The organism is Clostridium fungisolvens (assembly GCF_014193895.1).
Classification (GTDB): Bacteria; Bacillota; Clostridia; order Clostridiales; family Clostridiaceae; genus Clostridium_AR; species Clostridium_AR fungisolvens.
In genome coordinates this window covers 2,372,436-2,393,848 of record NZ_BLZR01000001.1, presented here as the reverse complement: position 1 = coordinate 2,393,848, position 21,413 = coordinate 2,372,436, and the positions used below count along the sequence as shown (strand labels likewise).

Below are 21,413 nucleotides of genomic sequence, written 5' to 3'. Positions count from 1 at the left end.
TTGATAATAAAAGAATTTAGTGAACTAAATGAGGAATTAATAAATTCTATAAGAATTTTAGAAAATGTTTGTAAAGAATATGACGGTTTAAACGGGAATATGTTTTTAGATAACTCATTAAACTTTAACAAAAATATAAAAAACTTATTTATGGCATATGATGATGATATTTTAGTAAGTGTTTTATATATGTTTATTCCAACTAAGGCTGAAGCAGAGATATCAGCATATACACATCCTAAATATAGGAAAAGAGGATGTTTTAAATCTTTGATTCATAGAGCAAATGAAGAGGTTAAGAGATATGATATTAAAGATTTATTATTTGTTTGTGAAAGTAAGTCAAAGGATGGAAAAGAAACTGTAAAGAACCTTAAGACTGCTTATGATTTTACAGAATACCTTTTGGAATTTAATAGAGACAGTAAAATATTAACACCATCAGAGTTGCTTAAGATTAGAAAAGCATCTTTTGATGATGCTAAACAAATCATTGATGTTTGTGTTGATGCCTTTGATGATAGTTATGAAGTTTCTCAAAGTTTTACAATGAAAACTTTAGAATCCAAAGATAGAGAAATTTATGTAACAGAATTAAATGATGTGATTATTGGTTCATGCTCTGTAAGTTACGATGAAAATGATATATTCTTATTTGGGTTTGCGATTACTAAGGAGAATCAAGGTAAGGGGATGGGAAAGGAGACTTTAATAAAATTAGTTGAAGCTTTATGTAAGGATGAAAGCAAAAACATTTTTATTGAAGTAGATAGTGGTAATGATATAGCATTTAATTTGTATAAAAAATGTGGCTTTGAGATAAAAACTGCTTTTGAATACCATAGAATGAATATAGAATGAAGCACAAAAAAATATTGATTTTAAACTGATATTTACTCCATAAAAAATATGACTAGAATGTACAAAAAGGACCAAAATTGCACATTTTTTCATATATATTAATAGGGAGGGATATTATGTATAAAGGAATTGATATTTCTAATTACCAAACTAATGTTGATTATTCGCGAGTAAAAAATAGTGGAATACAAGCAGCATATCTAAAGGCGTCTGAAGGTATAACTTATAAAGATAAAATGATGGCTACTCATTATCAAGGAATGAAGGCACAAGGGATATTAGTTGGGTTTTATCACTTTTTTAGAGCCAGAAGTGTTGAAAATGCAATAGATCAAGCAAACTTTTTTGTGGAAGCAGCTAAAGGATATAGTGTGGACTTAAAATATGCTTGCGATGTAGAAACAACTGAAGGATTAGATAAAAATCTTTTAAGTAGCTGCGTTAGAACTTTTATTGATAGAGTGAAAGAATTAACAGGAATAGAATGTATAGTATATACAGGAAGTTACTTTTCAAAGAATAACTTAACTGATTTATTGAAAGGTACTCAATTATGGCTAGCTCATTATACTAATGGAACACCTAGCTGGAACACAAATATTTGGGATACCTGGAGTGGGTGGCAATATACTGCATCAGGTTCAGTAAGCGGAATTTTTGGACCTGTTGATATGGATCAATTTAAGGAAGATTTATTGACAGGAAGGACAACACCACCAGTAAATCCAAATCCGCCAATGGGGCAAGTAAGTGGAGCAAATGCAGTTGTAAAAAATGACTGGTTCTATGGGAGAACAGCCAACGGTGATATTGAGCCAGGAAGAATAGTTGAAATAGGGGATAGAATAAAAGTTATTGATGTATCTTACAGTAAGCAGCTTGATTTAGTTGAATACCCTGTACCAGGAGGTACAAGACAAACTTATATAAGGAATGTTGTAGCTAATATTGGCTATTTAAATGCCCCAATTTATATAAATGGATTTAGACAAGTTTACGATAGATTTTCAGGCGCTAATATTGGAAGTGTTAATAGTGAAAATGTTATTGTCTTAGAAGACTTGGGAAACGGGAGATTAAATGTAGTATATAGTACTGACAAAGGTCCGTGGACTAAATCTGGTGTAATAACAAGATAAAAAATTAAGCTTGGAAGTTTTTACTTCTGAGCTTTTATATTGTTTAGAAATTTATAACCCAATTATAGATGTGGACAAATATGAGTAAAGACTCAAAACATAATTTGTTTTAAACAATAAAAAAAGAAGAATATATCACATACCAGATTTTCTTCATATGCATTCAGAAAGACAGATTCACAAAAAAATCACTGTATAATAGATTGTGATATTATAAAAATATGACATATGCGAATATATGTTTGCATATAAAAATGATATATATTATAATAATATTGAGGTGATTAGTAATGGATATATTAAAAAGTGCTTTAGAATTTCATAGGCCTGTTACAATTATCTACATGGACAAAGACAGAAAAATAACAAGAAGAAATATTCAAGTATTAGGTATAAAAGGCGAGAAAGTCGAAGCCTTTTGCTACTTAAGAAGACAAAAGCGTTACTTTAAAAAAGAAAATATCCTTGCTGCAGAATATATACACTAATGTTACCTACTCAAATTTTATCTATACTCTTTCGATAATCACGAATTCAAGAAATTATAGTGTATGTATAAGTAATTGAAAGTAGGACATTATAGATGCACTGGAATTCCGAGTTGTTTGTAAATAGATTATCGCGTTACGAATATTGTAGAGTATTCCAATATAAGAAGAATATACTCATATTGATTAGTACCTCCTATTTTAATAAAGGATAATTATATAATATGTAGAGAAAATATATATAGATGGATTTTGTAATACATCTATATAATGTTACATTTACTGAAAAATCTTAAAATGTACTTAGGGTAGCTATTTAAGGTTTTGAAAATTTAGTAAATCAATATATACTACATTTTATTTAATATTTGGAGGTGTGAGTAATGATACGTGAAATTGTAGGAGTTTCAACATTAATAAACATGTTGGGTAACGAAAAGAAATCAAGAAAGACATTTCCTTCTAGGACAATTAGTTTTTTAGGAACAGCTACAGGAGTAGGTATAGCAACTTATATGTTAGTAAGAAGAAAAGTATAAAGAATAAGTCTGATATCTGAAGATATTTTTACTGAGCAAAAAAAGCAAAAAATTTAATTTAATGTACGTTATATTATACTAAGTAAACCTATGTAAAGATTTTTATAATAACAAAAAATATTAAAATGCAAATAATCCAAACTCTAAATGAAATTAGTGTTTGGATTATTTTGGTTTTAGCATTGACCACAGTGAGTAATTAAAGACATATAAACTTAATTTAATAACTTGAAATTGAGGATATATTTCAAATTACTGAAGTATATGTCTTAGGTTAGTTACAATATTATATTGTGCATATTTTAGTAATTTATTCGAAAAGTTCCTACTTTGATTTTTAATTAAAAAGATAATCATGTCTAATATACATTTGCATAGAATATTTACAGTATTAAAGCGTAGTACCACTTTCTTTAAACTTATTAAATTATAGGGGATTCTATGAAAAATACAGTTTAAAGAAGTGGTATATTTAACATATCGTAATAAAAGTAAGAAACTTAACCAATATAGAATAATATTTGGCTATATAGGCATAAAACGTTAAAATAAATTTAAAGATTGACATAAAGTATAATTTTGGATAATATTAAGTTGTAAATAAAAGACGTTCACAGAAGATTGCTTCTGTGTAATGAGAGCATATAAATCTTAAATTGTTAATTGGTTAAAGAAGCCTATTGCATATTTTGATTTATGTGCTCTTTTTTGTTGAAAATAACTTAAACTTTTTCTTAAGTTAAATGACAGGAGGAGGAATTACATGAAAAATAAATTGAAAGATTTTTTACTGCTATTTACTGGATCTGTTTTAGTAGCTTTAGGTACCTATTTTTTTCTGGCTCCAAATAGGATTGCTGCAGGGGGAATTAGTGGAATAGCTATTATTATTAACAGCTTAATACCTAAACTTCCTATTGGTGGATTAATGATGTGTATGGAAATAATACTATTTTTATTGGGTATATTGGTGATTGGACCTTTTTTTGGTGGAAAAACAATATTTTGTAGCTTTTCTATTTCTGGGGTTATACTAATCCTGGAAGAAGTATTTCCTAACATTAAACCAATAAGTGATGATGTGCTAATACAGCTGATTTTCGGAGTGCTTATTTGTGGACTAGGTATGGGGATAGTATTTAATCAAAATGCATCTACAGGCGGAACTGATATAATTGCTAAAATAATTAATAAATACTTTAATATATCTATTGGTAACTCACTTCTAGCAGCAGATATTATTATAACTATTGCTGCTACATCAATATTTGGGATTAACATAGGGCTTTATTCAATACTAGGAGTAATAATAAACTGTACTCTTATAGACAAAGTGATTAAAACTTTAAACACATATAAGCAAGTTGCAATAATAAGTTCACAAGGAGAAGAAATCAAAAGATATATAATGGATATACTAGAAAGAAGTGCAACGATTTACTATGCCAAAGGTGCTTATAATAATAATGAAAGCGAAGTTATAACTACGATTCTTACTAGAAAACAGTTTATTCAGTTGAAGGAGTATATTGGAAGTATTGATGATAGGGCTTTTATTACAATTAATGAAGTAAATGAGGTAGTTGGCGAGGGTTTTACTTTTAGTTAGCTACTAATTAAACGATATTATTACTCTTTATTTAATGGTAAGGCTGAAGATGAGATAAAGTTTATGGAAAAATATTCAACGAATGAAAGTTATCTAAAAATGAAACCACTAGTTATTTTACTCATAGTAGTGAATTAACTAGTGGTTTTCTGTTTTCGTAAGAAATATTAATATTCAATGTTTTAGATTTCTAAATTAAATAATTATCTTTAAAGAGAGGTATATAGTTAGTATTTAGCAATTGACACCAGAATTTTACAGTGATATGATTAATTTAACGTTGTTAAATGATTTAATGGTGTTAAATGATTTGATGGTGTTAAATGATTGGATAGGAGTATTAAAAATGGGTATTCAAGATAGAAGAGAAAGAGAAAGGCAAGAAAAGAAAGAGCTTATATTAAATGCAGCAAAAGATATCATAAATACAGAAGGAATTGACAGTGTTACTGTAAGAAAAATAGCAGATAAAATAGAGTATACTGCACCAATTATATATCATTACTTTAAGGATAAAGATGAGATAATTGACTGCATAATGAGAGAAGGATATAAGAAGATTATTGAGTCTATATCAATTATGGAAGATATCGATGGTGAACCTGCAAGTAGACTAGAAGTTGCATTAAGAAATTATATCAATATGGCTTTAAAAATGAAAGAGGAATATAGAAATTTGCTTTTGAATAGCTCACCAAATGTGCTTCAACATACGTCAGTTCTATTTGAAGGGGCGTCAAAAGAACGGAAAGCCATAGGGATACTATGTAAGTGTATAGAAAGCTTATGGAATGAAAGTGATATTGATAAAAGTAAAATAGAAGTTACAGCTCAAATCATATGGACATCAACCTTTGGGCTAATAATAAGGCTTATGATTGAGGATTTTATTACTATTGAGCAAAAAGAAAAACTTATTAATTGTCATATTGAAGCAGTTTTCAAAATATTAAAATATTAAATATTAAAAAGTGAGGTTAATTAGATGAAATTAAGAATATCTGTAAAAATTCTTTCAATCTTAATATTACTTTTATCACTTTTAGCGGCAGTATACGGTGTTTTTTCCAATCAAAGTTATGGCAAAACTGAATTTACTACAATTGGTGGAGAGCTTGTTAAAATGTATGGAAGAGGTCTATATCATAATGATTCTGTTTCCATAGCTTCTCAAGCAATTTCTCAAGATATAGTTACAATAATTCTAGCAGTTCCATTGCTACTGATTTCAATGTTTTTGGCAAACAAAGGGCTCATGAAAGGCAAATTGTTACTTACAGGAACATTAGGTTATTTTTTTTACACCTATACATCGTACAGCTTTCTGTCAATGTATAATAAATTCTTCTTAATCTATGTAGCTTTAATGTCAATGAGTTTTTTCTCACTTACACTGATGATTACGTCTTTTGATATTGACAACATTAAATTCTATTTTAGTGATAAAATTCCGAGAAAGTTTATTGGAGGATTTTTATTGTTTATGTCTTTTGTCGTTGGTTTAATGTGGGTTGGCAAAATTGGAGCAGCATTTTTAAAAGGAGGATATCCGGAAGGACTAGAGTATTATACTACTTTGCCTATACAGGCGCTTGATTTAGGTTTTGTTGTTCCGATAGCAATAATGTCAGGAATTTTATTAATTAAAAATAAGTCATTAGGGTATCTTTTAGCACCGATAATGATAATTAAAGAAATCTCTATGCTCACAGCAATAACAGCTATGATAATAGGTCAAATATATTCAGGTATTTCAATGTCAGTAGGTGAGATGGTTATATTTCCCTGTTTCAATTTAATTATTATTTATTGCCTTTATCTTGTAATTAGTAATGTTAAAGAAAATAATCATATGGTTAGGAGATAATTATGAAAAGTTTAATTATTTATGCTACTAAATATGGTACAGTTGAAAAAGCTTCAAATCTTATAAAAGATAAAATGAAAGATGAAGTAGTTATTGTTAATATTCTTAAACAGGATCCCCCTTCTCTAATTGAATTTGATAACATAATATTAGGTGGGTCAATATATATAGGAAATATACAAAAAAAGTTGAAACAATTTGCAATAAACCATGAAGAAGAGCTCTTAATGAAGCGAGTAGGGCTTTTTATATGTGGAGGCGCTGATAAGGAAGAGGAAAAGGATAAAGAATTAAAAAATGCATTTCCTGCTAAACTATACGAAAATGCTATATGTAAATGCTCTTTTGGTTATGAATATAAGTTTGAAAAATTAAATTTTTTCGAAAAAGCAATGATTAAAAAGATAACAGGAATTAAAGGCAGTGTTTATAAACTTTCAGAAGATACTATAGAAGATTTTACAAATGCTATGAATAGAACTATATAACAATTTATATTGGATTATAACAAGAAAGACAATCCTATCAACAATTGATAGATTGTCTTTTTATTATAATAAATATCTATTTATTAATAAGTAGCTTTTATATATATAAAAATATGTTAATAAAGCAGTAAGTTGACATTGACTTTTTTTAAGAGTAAAATTTTAAAAGTGAACGGAGGTTTTCTAATGCAATATCAAAAGGATGAAATTAGAAAAAGTATTATCAACCAAGCAATAAAAGAATTTAATACTAAGGGATATAAAGCTGCTTCCATTAGGAGCATAGCTAAAAATTCTGGTACTTCAGTTGGTAATATATATAAATATTTTGCTAGTAAAGAGGATCTATATGAAAGCCTTATAGGTGCAGTCTATCATAAAGTTATGGAGTACATAAATCAATTCAAAAAGGTAGAACTTAACGATAAGGCGGAAGATATATTCTATAGCCTTCTGGAAAAGATAATGGAGATATTTGATGAAAATAGAGTTGAGCTAGCCATATTACTTAATAAAAGTGAAGGTTCAAAATACGAAAATTGTAAGGTTACTTTTGTAGATTTTATTACTAGAGTTGTCACAGAGGTAATGGAGTATGGATTAACTATTCAGGGTAAAAAGCTTAAAGATAATTTTATAATATATCTTCTTTCCTACAGTCTTGTTGAGAGTATCTCAATTATATTAAAAGAAAAAAGTGAAGAAGTTGAAGTTCGAAAGTTAATATTAAACCTAATCGATATATTTTACAATGATATAATAAATAAGCTTGAATACTTTTAGTAAAAGAAATTGAAAATATAATCGGTACTTTATAAAAATAGTAATAAAAATTTTAATCTAAAAGAGAACGAAAGTTCACAAATAATTTGGAGGAAAAGTCAATGGGGAGTTTTATCGAGTTAAAAAATGTTAGAAAAAGTTATACCATGGGTGAAGTAGTAATTAAAGCAGTTGACGATGTTTCCTTTTCTATTGAAAAAGGGGAATTTGTCATTGTACTTGGTGCCAGCGGGGCAGGTAAGTCTACTATCCTTAATCTTCTAGGTGGAATGGATCATGTGACTGAAGGGAAGATTTATGTAGATGATAATGAAATAAGCAGTTACAATACTAAAATGTTGACAAAGTATAGAAGAGAAGATATTGGATTTGTATTTCAATTCTATAATTTAGTGCAAAACCTAAATGCTGTAGAAAATGTTGAACTTGCTGTTGAAATATGCAAAGAACCAATGAATCCAGTAGAAGTACTTAAGAATGTGGGGCTTGAACATAGAATAAACAATTTCCCTTCTCAGCTTTCTGGAGGAGAACAACAAAGAGTGTCAATAGCAAGAGCTCTTGCAAAGAATCCAAAGCTGTTACTTTGTGACGAACCAACAGGTGCATTAGACTATAATACGGGTAAATCAATATTAAAACTTCTTTCTGATACCTCTAAAAAATACAATATGACTGTAATAGTAATTACACATAATACAGCTATAGCACCAATTGCTGACAAAATAATAACTGTTAAAAGTGGTAAGGTTGAAAGTGTTAAAACTAATTCAAATCCGGTGCCAATAGAAAGCATTGAGTGGTAAGTATGAAAAAGACATTTTTTAAAAATTTATTCAGAGATATTAGAAAAACACTTTCAAGATTTTTATCAATAGTTATCATAATAGCAGTTGGTGTATCTTTTTATGCAGGTGTAAGAGCTACTAGTCCAGATATGAAAGCATCAGCAGATTCATATTTTAGTAGCAATAATTTGATGGACTTTAAACTTATTTCAACGCTGGGACTTACCAAGGATGATTTGGAAGAGGTGAAAAAGCAAAAAGGTGTAACAGCAGCAGAAGGTTCTTATTCTCTTGATGCTGTTATTGTGAAAGAAGATCACTCATTAGTATTGAATATAAATACTCTTCCATCAGAAAGTGGAATTAATTCAATAAAACTGGTTGAGGGGAGAAGACCTAATAACAATACTGAGGCTATAGCTGAAGATAGATTTCTAAAGGAAAACAATCTTAAGATTGGTGACAAAATTAAACTACAATCAGGTAATGATACAAATATAGAAGACAAGTTAAACAATACTGAATTTGAAATAGTGGGGTCAGCAAAATCCCCTATATATGCTTCAGGTCAAAGACAATTAAGCTCCGTAGGAAATGGTTCAGTTAGAGGATTTGTATATATACTACCTGAAGTATTCAAAAGTGAGGTTTTTACAGAAATATATGTGAGAGCTGAAAGTGCAGAATCAAAAAACAGTCTTTTAAATAATGAAAAGTATAAAGAAGTGATATCAAGTTTAGAAAAAGATTTTAAGACTCTTGGATTAAAAAGAAGCGAAGTCAGATATGCGGATGTGATGAAAACTGCTGAGGATAAGCTGAAAGAAGCAGAAGATAAGCTAAATAGTTCGAAACAGGAAGCAGCAGATAAATTTGCTGATGCTCATAAAAAACTGGAAGATGGAAGAATTAAACTTGATCAAGGTAAAGCTGAACTTAAGAAAAACGAAGATTTATACAATAAGAAAATCTCTGATGGAGAAAAACAAATAGCAGATGGAAAAAAAGCAATTCAAGATGGGGAAACAAAGCTTAATGAAAGTTCTGCTGAAATTGAGAATGGGAAAATTGCAATAGCTGCAGGAAAAAAACAACTTGAGGATGGATTACTAAAGATAAGTGAAGGTAAAAAGTTAGCTGCTGATGGTATTTCTAATGGAATGCAAGCACAGTTAACAACATTAAAAGAAAGTTTAGACAAAGATCCTACAAATCCAATGCTAATCATGCAATATAACACTTTAAATCAGGCTTTTAATAATGGAATAAAAGGTAAAGACTTTGATTCAATGTATGGTTTCTTAAACAGTAGCGGAATGTTAGCTCAAATGCCTAACGCAAAGGAACTTACAGATACTAAAGCTAAATTTGACAGTGGAATTGCTGAGATTAATACTCAAAAAGCAGTTATTACAACGAAAGAAAATGAACTTCTTTCAGGAGAAAAACAGCTCTTAGCTGGTAGAAGTGAACTAGAAAGCAGCAAGAAAAAAATTGCTGATGCTGAAGTGGAGCTTAATAAAGGTAAAGCTGAAGGCATTACAAAGCTAAATGATGCTAAAAAGAAGCTTGCAGATGGTGAAAAAGATTTAGAAGAAAATACTTTAAAACTAAAAGACGAAGAAGATAAAGCAAACAATAAAATAAAAGACGCAGAAAATGAAATACAAAAGAATAGAGATAAGTTAAAGGAAATAAAGAATCCAGAATGGTATGTACTAGGAAGATCTCAAAATGTAGGGTATGAAAATTATAGACAGGATAGTGATAGAATCGATAATATCGGAAAAGCTTTTCCTTTGATATTTTTCTTGGTCGCTGCCCTTGTGAGCCTCACTACAATGACCAGAATGGTTCAAGAAAATAGAATAGAAATAGGTACTTTTAAGGCATTAGGTTATTCAAGAGCAGCCATTGTTGCCCATTATTTAATTTATTCTTTATCAGCCAGTGTACTAGGAAGTGTAATCGGAGTTTCTTTTGGGTTTAAATTATTCCCTCCACTTATAATGAATGCATATACTTCACTTTATGCAATACCAAATTCATTAACTCCATTTAACACTATCTTAGCAGTAGAAGCTTGTTTGATTGCTATATTATTTACAACTGTGGCTGCAGTTGCAGCTACATTAGATGAACTTAGAGAAGTTCCAGCATCACTACTTAGACCTAAACCACCTAAGTCTGGTAAAAAGATTTTGCTTGAACAACTACCTTTTATATGGAAAAGATTGAGCTTTACAAGAAAGGTAACTGCTAGAAATATATTTAGATATAAGCAGAGATTTTTCATGACAGTTATTGGAATCGCTGCCTGTACTGGACTTATGATAACAGGCTATGGATTAAAGGATGGAATACTTGGTGCGGTAGAAAAGCAATTTAACGATATCTATATTTATGATATGCAAACCTCCCTTACTCAAAATGTAGATAACGATGAGAAAAAGAATATTGAAGAAAAAATTGCTAGCAACCAAAACATTAAATCCATACTTTTTACTTATTCTAAGAATGCCACAATTAAGAAGGCTGATTCATCTAATGAAGATGCATATATAGTTGTTCCTGAGAAAAGTGATACACTAAATAACTATATAAATCTTTCTAAGAAAGGTAAAAAACTTCAACTTACCGATGATGGTGTTATAATTACTGAAAAGTTATCAAAGCTAGTTAATAAAAAGGTCGGAGATGTGATTGAAATAACTGTTAATGATAAGGTAATGAAGGCTAAGGTTGCTGCAATAACAGAACATTATGTTCAGCACTATATATATATGAGTTCAAATTATTATAAAGAACTTTCGGGGGAAGATGTTAAGTATAGTGGATTTTTTGCATTAATTAAAGATAAGTCCAAGGATACTGAAAACAAGCTAGCAGAAGATTTTAATACTATTGATAAGGTTGGATCCACAAGCTTCAAAAATAGTACTCACCTTGATTTTAATAAGAGCATGAACAGTATAAATTCAGTTGTATTAATACTTATAGCATCAGCAGGTGTTCTTGCTTTTGTTGTCATTTATAATTTAACTAATATTAATATAAGTGAGAGAAGAAGAGAGCTTGCTACCATAAAATTGCTTGGATTTTATAATCATGAGCTTGCGGCATATATATACAGAGAAAACATGATATTAACTGTAATAGGAAGTATTGCTGGTATAGCAGTAGGAATACTTATTAATAATTTTGTTGTATCTGCAGCAGAAACTAATGTAATAATGTTTTTAAGAACTATAAAGCCGATTTATTTCTTATATTCTGTGTTATTAACAATAATGTTCTCTATTATAGTCAATTTAGCTATGTATAAAAGATTTGATAAAATAGATATGATTGAATCATTAAAGAATGCAGAATAAATTATTAACGATTTATTCTTAAAATAGTAATACTGTGTTAATAATATGATTATACAATTAAGATAGTAAAACAATCGACCACACAAGTAAGTAAAAAACAGTTGGATCCCCCCATCCTGCTGTTTTTTTTGCTTTTAAAGGGAAAGTATATATAAATATTCCTTTTCCATTATAAAAAAACAGACAAATAACCTGTTTAACAATTAATGATATTTAACTTGATTTATAGCTTTTATTAGGAACTGGTCTATCTATACCACAGGTTTATAAAACTCTATAGTAAGTGGTACTTAAAAAAAATAAGCTTGACACATATACTTATATTAAAACTATAAGGAGTGATGTTTATGAAAGTTGGAGTTTTAATGGGTGGGGTATCATCAGAAAGAGAAATATCTCTGATGTCAGGAAAAGAAATTGTTGAAAATTTGGATATAGATAAATATGAGGTTATTCCAATAGTTATAGATTCTAAGATTGACATATTTGATAAGGCAAAAGATATTGATTTTGCGTTCATTGCTCTTCATGGTGCCTTTGGTGAAGACGGCACTGTTCAGAGTATACTTGAGACTATGAAAATACCTTATTCCGGTTGCGACGTTTTAACAAGTGCAATTTGTATGAGTAAGAAACAGGCTAAAAGGATAATGAAAAATCAAGGATTAAATGTAGCCGAAGATATAAATTTGAAAAATAAAATTTTTTCAATCAATAATATAGAAAAGCTAAAATACCCTATGGTAGTAAAGCCTAATTCTGGTGGATCCAGTGTTGGAACTTTTATTGTAAGAAATAGAAGTGAGTTAATTAATGCAATTAATGAAGCCTTTAAGTATGATAAAGAAGTTTTAATTGAACAGTATCTACAAGGAGAAGAGTATACAATACCAATATTAAATGGCGATATTATGCCTATATTGCAAATCAAAACAAAGGAAACCTTCTTTGATTATAAATCAAAATATTTCGATGATAAAACTGAGGAGGTTGTAGCAACGCTGCCAAAGGAATTAGAAGAACAAATGGAAATGATAGCTTCAAAGTGCTGGGATATATTTGATTGCAAATCATATGTTAGAGTTGATATTATAGTAAGTGATGGAATTGCTTATGTGCTTGAATTGAATACAGCACCTGGAATGACAAAAGCTTCTTTGTTTCCTAGAAGTGCAAAAGCAGCCAATATGGAGTATTCAGAACTTCTAAATAAAATAATTGAATATTCCTTAATTTAAGAGGTGATAGATATTTGATTTTTTCGTCATTTGATTTTAATAAAAAAGAACCTTTATATATACAAATAGAACATCATATAAAAGAAAGTATAAATAGCGGCTTACTTCAAAAAGGGAGTAAGCTGCCTTCTACTAGGGAAGTTAGTGAACTATTAAATATAAGTCGAAGCACTGTTGTTACAGCATATGAAAATTTAGAAAGTAATGGTGTAATTAAAAGCTTGAAGGGAAAAGGAACCTTTGTATCTTTAGAGCTTAAGAATGAAGATAAAGCCTTTAATATAAAATGGGATTCAAAAATAAACAACTATGCCAATATCTGTGAAAGTTTAGATATAATAAAAACTGAATTGCCATGGGAAAAAGGTATGATTTCATTTAAAAGCATTGCACCAGATGAAACTTTATTTGATACAGAAGAATTTAAAAGGTCTTTTTTAAGTACTTGGTCTTTTCAAGGAGACAAATTGCTTAATTATGGTTACGCTCAAGGTTATAAACCACTTATTGAATATTTATTAATGTATATGGCTAATAAGGGAGTAAATACTGATGGGAAAGATATCTTAATAACCAATGGATTTACTGAAGCCTTTGACATACTTATAAACTCATTAACAGAGCCAGGCGATAAAGTAATATGCGAAAATCCAACTCATAATACAGCCTTAAAAATAATGAGAGCTCATGAACTTAATATTTTCGGAGTAGAAATGACACAAGAAGGGATGGATCTTAAGAAACTTGAGGATAAATTAATTAATGAAAAACCTAAGCTTGGTTTTATAATACCATCATACCACAATCCAACTGGGATAGTTATGAAAGGAGAACATAGAAAGAAAGTACTTAATTTATTTGAAAAATATGCTGTCCCTATAATTGAAGATGGGTTTAACGAAGAACTTTTGTATTCAAGTTCTCATGTTCCGCCTCTTGCAAGTTTATGCAATAAAGGGAATGGAGTTATATATATAGGAAGTCTTTCTAAAATACTTTTTCCAGGTCTAAGAATTGGATGGGTTTTAGCGGATAAGAAACTTATAAGTACGTTAGAAAGTGTGAAAAGGGCTAGAAATATACACAGTTCTTTTTTAGATCAAGCCCTTTTGTTCAATTATATGAATAATGGAGCATTTAACAAGTATCTAAAAAAGGTAAGAAAGCATTATAGAGAGAAATATAATTTTACCTTTTCGGAAGTGATGAATCATATACCTAATGAATTTATCATGGGAGAAGGAGGGCTTCATATATTTGTTAAGCTTAAAGGAATTAGTAGCAGAAAAGTACTTGAAGGTTGCTATAAACGAGGAGTAGTATTCACACCTGGTGATATTTTTTATACTGATGGCAGTGGAGATGATACATTAAGACTGGGTTTTTCTAAAGTAAGTTTAAAAGACATTGAAAAAGGTATAAGAGTAATAGGTGAGGAGATTAAGAAGATAACATTATCTATAGAATGATTATAAAAAATAAAAAAGAAAAGAATATTTGCCGCAAAGTTTTCTTCATATACATTTGAAAAGCATATGCGCAAAAAAATAGCTAATACAAATTTTATTAGTTATTTTTTTGTGTAATAAATTTTACATTTAATACATATATTTAATATTTACACATTAAGATAGTAGATGTAAAATAATATATAAATATGGAAATAAATACAAAAAGTCTATAGCTATGTAGTTAGGGGATTTTTAAATGAAAAAGAAAAGAAAACGATATAAAATTAGGATTGAAAGACTAGCATTTTCATTTTCAGTAATTTCTATGCTTATATTATTAGTATTAAATGGTGCTATTTCAATATTTAGTTCTAGCAAGGGAAAAGTCAATGACACTACTTTGTTGGTCAAATCAAAACAAAGCTTTGTAGTCTGCATTGATCCTGGTCACGGAGCGTATGATAGAGGTACAGAAAGTGCCAGTGGAGTATTTGAAAAAGATATAGTACTAAAAGTCGGATTAAAGGTTGGACAAATTCTTGAGAATAATAATATAAAGGTAGTTTATACAAGAAAAGACGATGAAACAATATTAGGATCAGATGATAGAGAAGATCTAAAGAAACGTGTGCAAATATCCCATGATAATAAAGCCGACGTATTTGTCTCAATTCATTGTAACAGTTATAAGGATGCATCAATTAAAGGTATCGAGCTTTGGTGCGATGAACCAAATACAAAGGATGAATTATTAGCAAAGGATATTCAGAATGAGCTTTATAAATTGAAATATACTGAAAAACGCAATATAAAGTACCAAAGTAACTCTCCCCTATATGTACTGAAGAATAATGATGCGATTTCAGCTTTAGTTGAAATTGGATACTTAACTAATAAAGATGATAGTAAATTTATAACCTCAAAAGATGGACAAGCTAAGTGTGCAGAAGCAATAGCAAAAGCAATCCTGAGTTTCAAGGAAAGTATAAAAAAATAAGGGCAATAATAGAATTGTTAAAGCCCTTATTTTTATTTATTTATTTAATATAAAGTTTTAACATTATAAGCCATATTAGATGCAATAGGTTTATAAATGAATAGAAAAGGATGCAAGCTACTATTATTTTATTTGAATATATTAATTGATTTAAGGTTGCTTTTTTCATTCTATTGTATACAAAAACAATTAAAGTGGCTGGAATTAATGTCTTGCATAGAATAGCTAAAATTGGAGTGTTGAGTATTACAGCCATCAGTGTATTGCCTTCATAAAAGTATCCGCTATTAACCAATATAAGCGTAAAGAATATATCAGTTACATTAAGAAGATATATAATTAACAACTTTCGTTTTATAATTGACAAGTTGTAGTTTTTAAAAAAATTAAACATTAGATCACTCCTTATAAAAAGTAGGATTTCCCGTTTTAAGATAGAATATAACGAATAAGCCAAAATTGTGTCATAAAAAAGAAAAAATAAGAATTATACTAAGATTACAGTAGTAAATATTTAAAAGCTTAAACTTGCAAATAGTATTTTTTTGAAATAAAATAAAACTTAGATAAATTTTCATATTTTTGAATTCTATTCTTAGAACTAGATGAGTTTTAAAATTAGGGTTTCGATTGAAGCAGTATATCTTTGAAATAAGGAGAGATTAGTATGATTAAACATATAGTTATGTGGAAGTTAAAGGATTATGCTGAAGGAAATGATAAGCAGTTTAATGCAAATGAGATTAAAATAAGGTTAGAGTCTTTAAAGGATAAGATCAGTGAGATTGGTAAAATAGAAGTTGGAATAAATAATAACCCAGCTAATTCTTATGATGTGGTTTTATATTCTGAATTTGAAAGCTATGAAGATTTAGATATATACCAAAAACATCCGTCACATATGGAGGTAGCAGCGTTTGTTGGTACTGTTAAAGACGATCGAACTTGTGTTGACTATGAAGCTTAAGTTATTATTTGGTACATTTATTAGTTTAATATAAAGTAAAAAGCTAGATTCACATATTTAAATTAACTTTAAGGGGTTAAGTTAATTTATTTATATACGAATCTAGCTTTTTAAAATTTAAAGATTATTAGGAAATTTTAAATTTACTTGTAAGTTCATTTAACTCTTTAGCAATGTCATTCAAATGATTTGACGTATTAAGAACTTGTTCAATATTGGCATTTTGCTCCTGGAGTGAGGCTGAAATTTCTTCTGTATTTGCAGCTGATTCTTCAGCAACTGCAGCTATTTCTTCAATGGTACTTACAACATTATCTTTGTTCTTATTTACTTTATTTATGTTACCGATTAGTAGATTAACCTTGTCTAACATATTGTCGACATCACTTTTAATTGAATTAAAGGTCTTACCGGTTTCACCTGAAACTTGTCCAGTCTTATGTATCGTATTTGATGCTTCAGTCATATATTTTTCAGTCTCAGAAATCATAGATTGAAAATCGCTTATAATAACTTCTATTTCTTTTGTGGATTGTTCAGTTTCAGTTGCAAGTTTCTTTATTTCATTTGCTACTACTGCAAAGCCCCTGCCTGATTCACCAGCTCTTGCTGATTCTATTGATGCATTCAATGCTAATAGATTTATTTGACTAGCTATATCATTTATTGTGTTGGTAATACTACTTATATGATTTGATTGTTCTTTTAAATTATTAATCCTAACGGCAACCTTATCAGATACAATTTCATTTTCTTTAATAGTATCTACAAGTTGATTTATATTCCTAATTCCAGTATCGTTAGATTGTTTTGTTTTATCTATATACTGCTTTATTAAAGTTGTAGATTCTCCTATATTGTTGATGTCATCTGCTAAGTGCTCTAGTTTTTCTGTACCGTTTAAGGTATTACTTGATAATTCGTTTGATGCAGTAGCTATTCCATTCACTGCACTAGTTATTGATTCAATTGTACAAACGTTTTGTTCAACAATCTTGTTCATATCCTCTGAACCTATAGCAACTTTATTTGAGCTATCAATTATTGCTAAAATTAAGTTTCTAAGTTCTGATCTCATTTTAGATACTGAGGTAGCCATTTGATTTACTTCATCATTACCTCTTATCTTGTGCAAAGTATCATAAGCCTTTTGATCCACTCTAAAATCAAAATCAGCAGTTCTATTAAGTACCTTTGTTACAACTGAGATATTTGTTGAGATTTTGTAAGTAAGAAAAGATGCCAAGGCCATACTTATTAGAACAATTGGTGTAGCAATTATGAAAATTGTGTCTAGGTTGTCCTTGCTTACATATCCTTTTATAACAAGATACATGTAGACTATGATAAATATACTGCTTGCCACTACAGCACCAAAAGAATACATAAGCTTTTTTCTGATAGAAGATTTCATCTTATTACCACCTTATTTAAATTGTAGATTTTCATAAATTAATATTTATTTAATGGTTCACCTCCTAAAAAAAGAAAGATTTATACACTATAGTGCATATTATACAACTAAGTTTTATAAAATTACAATATAGTGTATTGGGTTACATTGGAATTTAATAATAAATTAATAATTAAAGTTTCTTAATATAAAAAGTGGTTGTCAAATATAAAATCATTAAAAAATTGGCATTATATTATTAATGTGCTATTATTAATAATATAAAAATAAAAAAATAATACTAATAAGAGTATTTTATTAGTTAAGAGGAGGTTATAATGAGGAGTAAATTTGCAAGTATTTCTTTTAAAGTAATATTTATAATCATAGGATCAATATTGGCTGCAATAGGACTAGAAATATTTTTAATACCTAATGAATTGGTAGATGGTGGAGTAGTAGGTATCTCGATAATGGTAAGTCATTTGACTGGGCTACCTTTAGGAGTGTTTACATTTTTGCTAAATATACCGTTTTTTGTTTTAGGCTATAAGCATATTGGTAAGACATTTACAATTTCAACACTTTTTGCAGTAATATGCCTATCTTTAAGTGTTAACTTTTTTCACCCTATTCCGGGAATTACACATGATACATTGCTCGCAGCAGTATTCGGCGGTGTTATTATAGGCACAGGAGTGGGTTTGATAATTAGAAATGGTGGTTCATTAGATGGCACAGAAATAGCTGCAATAATATTGGATAAAAAGTTGAGTTTTTCTATCGGAGAGATTGTAATGTTTTTTAATTTCTTTATATTAGGAATTTCAGGAGCAATATTTGGTTTTGACAGAGCAATGTATTCATTAATAGCATACTTTATTGCATTCAAAGTAATAGATGTTATTGTAGAAGGGCTTGATGAATCAAAAGCTGTTACAATAATTTCGGATAAACATATAGATATTACAGAAGCTATTGTGGACAGGCTGGGGCGTGGAGTAACATTATTAGATGGTAAAGGTGGCTATAAAGGAATAAAAACAAATGTAATATATGTAGTGGTTTCAAGATTAGAGATTGCAAAAGTAAAAAGTATTGTACAAGGATTTGATGAAAACGCATTGATCACCATTGGAACTGTAGAAGTTGCTGGAAAAAGATATAAGAAAAAGCCTATTCATTAGTTGGATGAAGTTTCATTATATACCAATAATCAACCTGAATATAATATCTATAATTATATAAAATAGTATTAGAAACACAAATAAAAGATATTTTTAGGAGGGATTTACAATGGCAAGAAGTAATAGAACTTTAGTTCCAGAAGCTAAGCAAGCATTAAATAGGATGAAACAAGAATCAGCAAAAGAAGTTGGTGTTAATCTAAAAGAAGGATATAATGGAAACCTTACATCTAGAGAAAATGGTTCTGTAGGTGGAAATATGGTTAAGAAAATGATACAAAGCTATGAAGATGGATTAAAATAGCAAGTATTTAGTCTTACTAATAATATCCATCATCAGAAAAATTAAAAATTGTGAAATGATAATAGTAGGAGATAGTAATACTCCTACTATTTTTTTTATTATTGATTCTAATATGAAAACATCTAATATAATATACTCGTAAATGAGTAAATAATTTTATAATTGAATTCGAAATAAAATCTAATATTTAATGTATATTAATATTGAATATTATCAAATTAATAGAAGAATTTAATTTTAATCCTAATATATAAAATAAACTAAAATTAAATATTTATTGTTAAGATATAGCCAAAAAAAGGATTATATATTAAAATTGTCTTATCCAATCATAATCTAGTAAATGATTTAGTATAAGAAGCTATTTACTGGGAAAATTTCAGCTTAGTATGAGTTTATTTTTAAAATTTAGTTAACTCTGAGTTAAAGTTTTAAGAATATAAATTTAATTACAAAGTGATATAGGGTTCCCAAAGATGAACTACTTCGATCTGAAATCTATTTTTAAAACTCTCACGGGTTCTGGTGAGAGAATTTAAAAATATAAATTCTATTACGAAGTGGTTCATCTATAGATCAACTATATCCATATAAGAAGGAGTAGATCAAATGACTATTATAGTATTTTCAGGTAATGAAGAAGGAGTTAGTGTAGAACTAACTACAGAAAAGTTAGATAAAGCACTAGAAAAATATAAAGAAAATATAGAAGAATATTTTCTTGAAATATGGATCGAAGATGATGTAAAGCTTGGAGAAATAGTTTTTGATTATGAATCGGAAGAAGATGACGCTCAAAAATGTTTTTACTTTTTGGATGAAGAGAATGAAGAACAGTTTAGTTCTTTAGAAGATGTTAAGAAATATATATTAGAAAGAATAAAGGCATAGAAATATGCCTTTTTTCTATATAGAAAATATAAAATTGGTAAAAAGTTTTTAGAATAATTAATATTTTTCTCCTTAAAATACTATATATGAAAGGAGTGATTATAAATGAGAATTAAAGAGGGAACAATTCCAACTCTTATTGGTAGTGTTGTTGTAGCTGGAACAGCAGCTTTAAGAGCAAACGAACTTAGAAAACATGGAATGAGAAGAAGAGACATAGTTCCAATGGCTGAAACTGCTTTATTAGGGTTTGGATTAGCACATGTAGTTTTAGGCACTATTGATATGGTTCAACATCATAGATAAGCTCTAAGAGAACCTTATGGTTCTCTATTTTTACAGTATAGGGAAGTTTATAAGTATTATTTTGACAATCCAATAAATTTCATTTGCTGTTTTAGTTTTTTATGTATATGGAAAACAATGGGCTTATTACTTAAAATTGATTACAATTGACTTTAATAATTTTTTATAATATAAGGAGGATTTTGAATGAAGGTAAAGTTTAAAGGAAATGATGTTGAACTAAAAGGAAAACAACTTGCTGTTAATGAAACTATAGCAGATTTCACCGTAACAGATACAAATCTTAATTCAGTAAATTTTAAAGATATTCAAGGAGTGAAAATTTTGCTAGCAGTCCCATCCGTTGATACTCCAGTATGCGATTTAGAAGTTGCAACATTTAATGATAAGGTTAAAGAATTACCTAATGTAACTTGTGTTACTATATCAATGGATTTACCATTTGCTCAAGCAAGATGGTGTGCAGCAAAGGGAATTGAGAATGTCAAAGTATTCTCAGATTATAAAGAAAGAAATTTTGCAGATGTTAGTGGTACTTATATAAAGGAATTAGGTCTTTTAACAAGAGCTGCATTCGTAATAGATTCGGGGAATAGAATAGTATATGCAAACTATCTAGAAGAAGTATCAAATCAAGTAAATTTTGATGAAATATTGCAAGTTGCCCAAAATACAAAATAGTAAACTATATGTATTTTAAAACCGTCTTAATTATTGAGAAATATTTCAAGTTTCTTTTAATA

Annotated in this window: 22 protein-coding genes; 20 read left to right on the top strand and 2 right to left on the bottom strand. The window is 28.8% G+C overall.

Annotated features, from left to right (window positions below; all coding sequences use genetic code 11):
• From bsdtw1_RS10240 to bsdtw1_RS10175, 14 genes are all read left to right on the top strand, one after another.
• A complete protein-coding gene (locus bsdtw1_RS10240; RefSeq protein ID WP_183277477.1) occupies positions 1-861 on the top strand; it encodes a GNAT family N-acetyltransferase in 861 nt (286 codons plus the stop codon).
• Between the two features lie 116 nt (positions 862-977).
• Positions 978-2,000, top strand: coding sequence for a GH25 family lysozyme (locus tag bsdtw1_RS10235; protein ID WP_183277476.1), 1,023 nt, complete (start codon positions 978-980; stop codon positions 1,998-2,000).
• 290 nt (positions 2,001-2,290) lie between these two features.
• Positions 2,291-2,488 (top strand): hypothetical protein, encoded by a 198-nt coding sequence (locus bsdtw1_RS10230; protein WP_183277475.1) that lies wholly within the window; start codon positions 2,291-2,293, stop codon positions 2,486-2,488.
• 383 nt (positions 2,489-2,871) lie between these two features.
• The gene (locus tag bsdtw1_RS10225) at positions 2,872-3,027 is read left to right on the top strand and encodes a hypothetical protein (RefSeq protein WP_183277474.1); all 156 of its coding nucleotides are present in this window, start codon (positions 2,872-2,874) and stop codon (positions 3,025-3,027) included.
• Positions 3,028-3,790: 763 nt separating this feature from the next.
• The gene (locus bsdtw1_RS10220; RefSeq protein WP_183277473.1) at positions 3,791-4,636 is read left to right on the top strand and encodes a YitT family protein; all 846 of its coding nucleotides are present in this window, start codon (positions 3,791-3,793) and stop codon (positions 4,634-4,636) included.
• A 346-nt stretch (positions 4,637-4,982) separates the two neighbouring features.
• A complete protein-coding gene (locus bsdtw1_RS10215) occupies positions 4,983-5,597 on the top strand; it encodes a TetR/AcrR family transcriptional regulator (protein WP_183277472.1) in 615 nt (204 codons plus the stop codon).
• A 24-nt stretch (positions 5,598-5,621) separates the two neighbouring features.
• Positions 5,622-6,503, top strand: a complete 882-nt coding sequence (locus bsdtw1_RS10210; protein WP_183277471.1) for a hypothetical protein — start codon at positions 5,622-5,624, stop codon at positions 6,501-6,503.
• 2 nt (positions 6,504-6,505) lie between these two features.
• Positions 6,506-6,991, top strand: coding sequence for a flavodoxin domain-containing protein (locus tag bsdtw1_RS10205; RefSeq protein WP_183277470.1), 486 nt, complete (start codon positions 6,506-6,508; stop codon positions 6,989-6,991).
• Between the two features lie 186 nt (positions 6,992-7,177).
• Positions 7,178-7,774: a TetR/AcrR family transcriptional regulator gene (locus bsdtw1_RS10200; RefSeq protein WP_183277469.1), complete on the top strand. Its 597-nt coding sequence runs from the start codon at positions 7,178-7,180 to the stop codon at positions 7,772-7,774.
• Positions 7,775-7,875: 101 nt separating this feature from the next.
• The gene (locus tag bsdtw1_RS10195; RefSeq protein WP_183277468.1) at positions 7,876-8,580 is read left to right on the top strand and encodes an ABC transporter ATP-binding protein; all 705 of its coding nucleotides are present in this window, start codon (positions 7,876-7,878) and stop codon (positions 8,578-8,580) included.
• A gap of 2 nt (positions 8,581-8,582) precedes the next feature.
• Entirely contained in the window at positions 8,583-11,936 is a 3,354-nt protein-coding gene (locus bsdtw1_RS10190) for an ABC transporter permease (RefSeq protein ID WP_183277467.1), read from the top strand.
• Positions 11,937-12,283: 347 nt separating this feature from the next.
• Positions 12,284-13,174, top strand: coding sequence for a D-alanine--D-alanine ligase (locus tag bsdtw1_RS10185; RefSeq protein WP_183277466.1), 891 nt, complete (start codon positions 12,284-12,286; stop codon positions 13,172-13,174).
• Between the two features lie 14 nt (positions 13,175-13,188).
• Entirely contained in the window at positions 13,189-14,643 is a 1,455-nt protein-coding gene (gene pdxR / locus bsdtw1_RS10180; RefSeq protein WP_183277465.1) for a MocR-like pyridoxine biosynthesis transcription factor PdxR, read from the top strand.
• 238 nt (positions 14,644-14,881) lie between these two features.
• Entirely contained in the window at positions 14,882-15,622 is a 741-nt protein-coding gene (locus bsdtw1_RS10175) for an N-acetylmuramoyl-L-alanine amidase family protein (RefSeq protein WP_183277464.1), read from the top strand.
• 40 nt (positions 15,623-15,662) lie between these two features.
• Here bsdtw1_RS10175 and bsdtw1_RS10170 read toward each other — a convergent pair whose 3' ends face one another.
• Positions 15,663-16,016, bottom strand: coding sequence for a DUF5658 family protein (locus bsdtw1_RS10170; RefSeq protein ID WP_183277463.1), 354 nt, complete (start codon positions 16,014-16,016; stop codon positions 15,663-15,665).
• Positions 16,017-16,289: 273 nt separating this feature from the next.
• On the opposite strand from bsdtw1_RS10170, the gene bsdtw1_RS10165 reads away from it, so the two are divergent.
• Positions 16,290-16,589 carry a Dabb family protein gene (locus tag bsdtw1_RS10165; RefSeq protein ID WP_183277462.1) on the top strand — a complete coding sequence of 100 codons (300 nt, stop codon included), beginning with the start codon at positions 16,290-16,292 and terminating at the stop codon, positions 16,587-16,589.
• 127 nt (positions 16,590-16,716) lie between these two features.
• On the opposite strand, the gene bsdtw1_RS10160 is transcribed toward bsdtw1_RS10165, so the two are convergent.
• Positions 16,717-18,003 carry a methyl-accepting chemotaxis protein gene (locus bsdtw1_RS10160; RefSeq protein WP_183277461.1) on the bottom strand — a complete coding sequence of 429 codons (1,287 nt, stop codon included), beginning with the start codon at positions 18,001-18,003 and terminating at the stop codon, positions 16,717-16,719.
• A gap of 317 nt (positions 18,004-18,320) precedes the next feature.
• Here bsdtw1_RS10160 and bsdtw1_RS10155 point away from each other — a divergent pair, with 317 nt between their 5' ends.
• The 5 genes from bsdtw1_RS10155 (at position 18,321) to tpx (ending at position 21,351) form a co-directional block, all read left to right on the top strand.
• Positions 18,321-19,169, top strand: coding sequence for a YitT family protein (locus bsdtw1_RS10155; RefSeq protein WP_183277460.1), 849 nt, complete (start codon positions 18,321-18,323; stop codon positions 19,167-19,169).
• 109 nt (positions 19,170-19,278) lie between these two features.
• Entirely contained in the window at positions 19,279-19,473 is a 195-nt protein-coding gene (locus tag bsdtw1_RS10150) for an alpha/beta-type small acid-soluble spore protein (protein ID WP_183277459.1), read from the top strand.
• 609 nt (positions 19,474-20,082) lie between these two features.
• A complete protein-coding gene (locus bsdtw1_RS10145) occupies positions 20,083-20,364 on the top strand; it encodes a hypothetical protein (protein ID WP_183277458.1) in 282 nt (93 codons plus the stop codon).
• A 105-nt stretch (positions 20,365-20,469) separates the two neighbouring features.
• Entirely contained in the window at positions 20,470-20,670 is a 201-nt protein-coding gene (locus tag bsdtw1_RS10140) for an asparagine synthase (protein ID WP_183277457.1), read from the top strand.
• Positions 20,671-20,856: 186 nt separating this feature from the next.
• A complete protein-coding gene (gene tpx, locus bsdtw1_RS10135; RefSeq protein WP_183277456.1) occupies positions 20,857-21,351 on the top strand; it encodes a thiol peroxidase in 495 nt (164 codons plus the stop codon).
• Positions 21,352-21,413 lie beyond the last annotated feature (62 nt).

Bases quoted from the DNA above. Each gene is read 5' to 3' on its own strand.
- bsdtw1_RS10235 (WP_183277476.1), top strand. From the start codon at position 978: ATGTATAAAGGAATTGATATTTCTAATTACCAAACTAATGTTGATTAT.
- bsdtw1_RS10230 (WP_183277475.1), top strand. From the start codon at position 2,291: ATGGATATATTAAAAAGTGCTTTAGAATTTCATAGGCCTGTTACAATT.
- bsdtw1_RS10225 (WP_183277474.1), top strand. From the start codon at position 2,872: ATGATACGTGAAATTGTAGGAGTTTCAACATTAATAAACATGTTGGGT.
- bsdtw1_RS10220 (WP_183277473.1), top strand. From the start codon at position 3,791: ATGAAAAATAAATTGAAAGATTTTTTACTGCTATTTACTGGATCTGTT.
- bsdtw1_RS10215 (WP_183277472.1), top strand. From the start codon at position 4,983: ATGGGTATTCAAGATAGAAGAGAAAGAGAAAGGCAAGAAAAGAAAGAG.
- bsdtw1_RS10210 (WP_183277471.1), top strand. From the start codon at position 5,622: ATGAAATTAAGAATATCTGTAAAAATTCTTTCAATCTTAATATTACTT.
- bsdtw1_RS10205 (WP_183277470.1), top strand. From the start codon at position 6,506: ATGAAAAGTTTAATTATTTATGCTACTAAATATGGTACAGTTGAAAAA.
- bsdtw1_RS10200 (WP_183277469.1), top strand. From the start codon at position 7,178: ATGCAATATCAAAAGGATGAAATTAGAAAAAGTATTATCAACCAAGCA.
- bsdtw1_RS10195 (WP_183277468.1), top strand. From the start codon at position 7,876: ATGGGGAGTTTTATCGAGTTAAAAAATGTTAGAAAAAGTTATACCATG.
- bsdtw1_RS10190 (WP_183277467.1), top strand. From the start codon at position 8,583: ATGAAAAAGACATTTTTTAAAAATTTATTCAGAGATATTAGAAAAACA.
- bsdtw1_RS10185 (WP_183277466.1), top strand. From the start codon at position 12,284: ATGAAAGTTGGAGTTTTAATGGGTGGGGTATCATCAGAAAGAGAAATA.
- bsdtw1_RS10175 (WP_183277464.1), top strand. From the start codon at position 14,882: ATGAAAAAGAAAAGAAAACGATATAAAATTAGGATTGAAAGACTAGCA.
- bsdtw1_RS10170 (WP_183277463.1), bottom strand. From the start codon at position 16,016: ATGTTTAATTTTTTTAAAAACTACAACTTGTCAATTATAAAACGAAAG.
- bsdtw1_RS10165 (WP_183277462.1), top strand. From the start codon at position 16,290: ATGATTAAACATATAGTTATGTGGAAGTTAAAGGATTATGCTGAAGGA.
- bsdtw1_RS10160 (WP_183277461.1), bottom strand. From the start codon at position 18,003: ATGAAATCTTCTATCAGAAAAAAGCTTATGTATTCTTTTGGTGCTGTA.
- bsdtw1_RS10155 (WP_183277460.1), top strand. From the start codon at position 18,321: ATGAGGAGTAAATTTGCAAGTATTTCTTTTAAAGTAATATTTATAATC.
- bsdtw1_RS10150 (WP_183277459.1), top strand. From the start codon at position 19,279: ATGGCAAGAAGTAATAGAACTTTAGTTCCAGAAGCTAAGCAAGCATTA.
- bsdtw1_RS10145 (WP_183277458.1), top strand. From the start codon at position 20,083: ATGACTATTATAGTATTTTCAGGTAATGAAGAAGGAGTTAGTGTAGAA.
- bsdtw1_RS10140 (WP_183277457.1), top strand. From the start codon at position 20,470: ATGAGAATTAAAGAGGGAACAATTCCAACTCTTATTGGTAGTGTTGTT.
- tpx (WP_183277456.1), top strand. From the start codon at position 20,857: ATGAAGGTAAAGTTTAAAGGAAATGATGTTGAACTAAAAGGAAAACAA.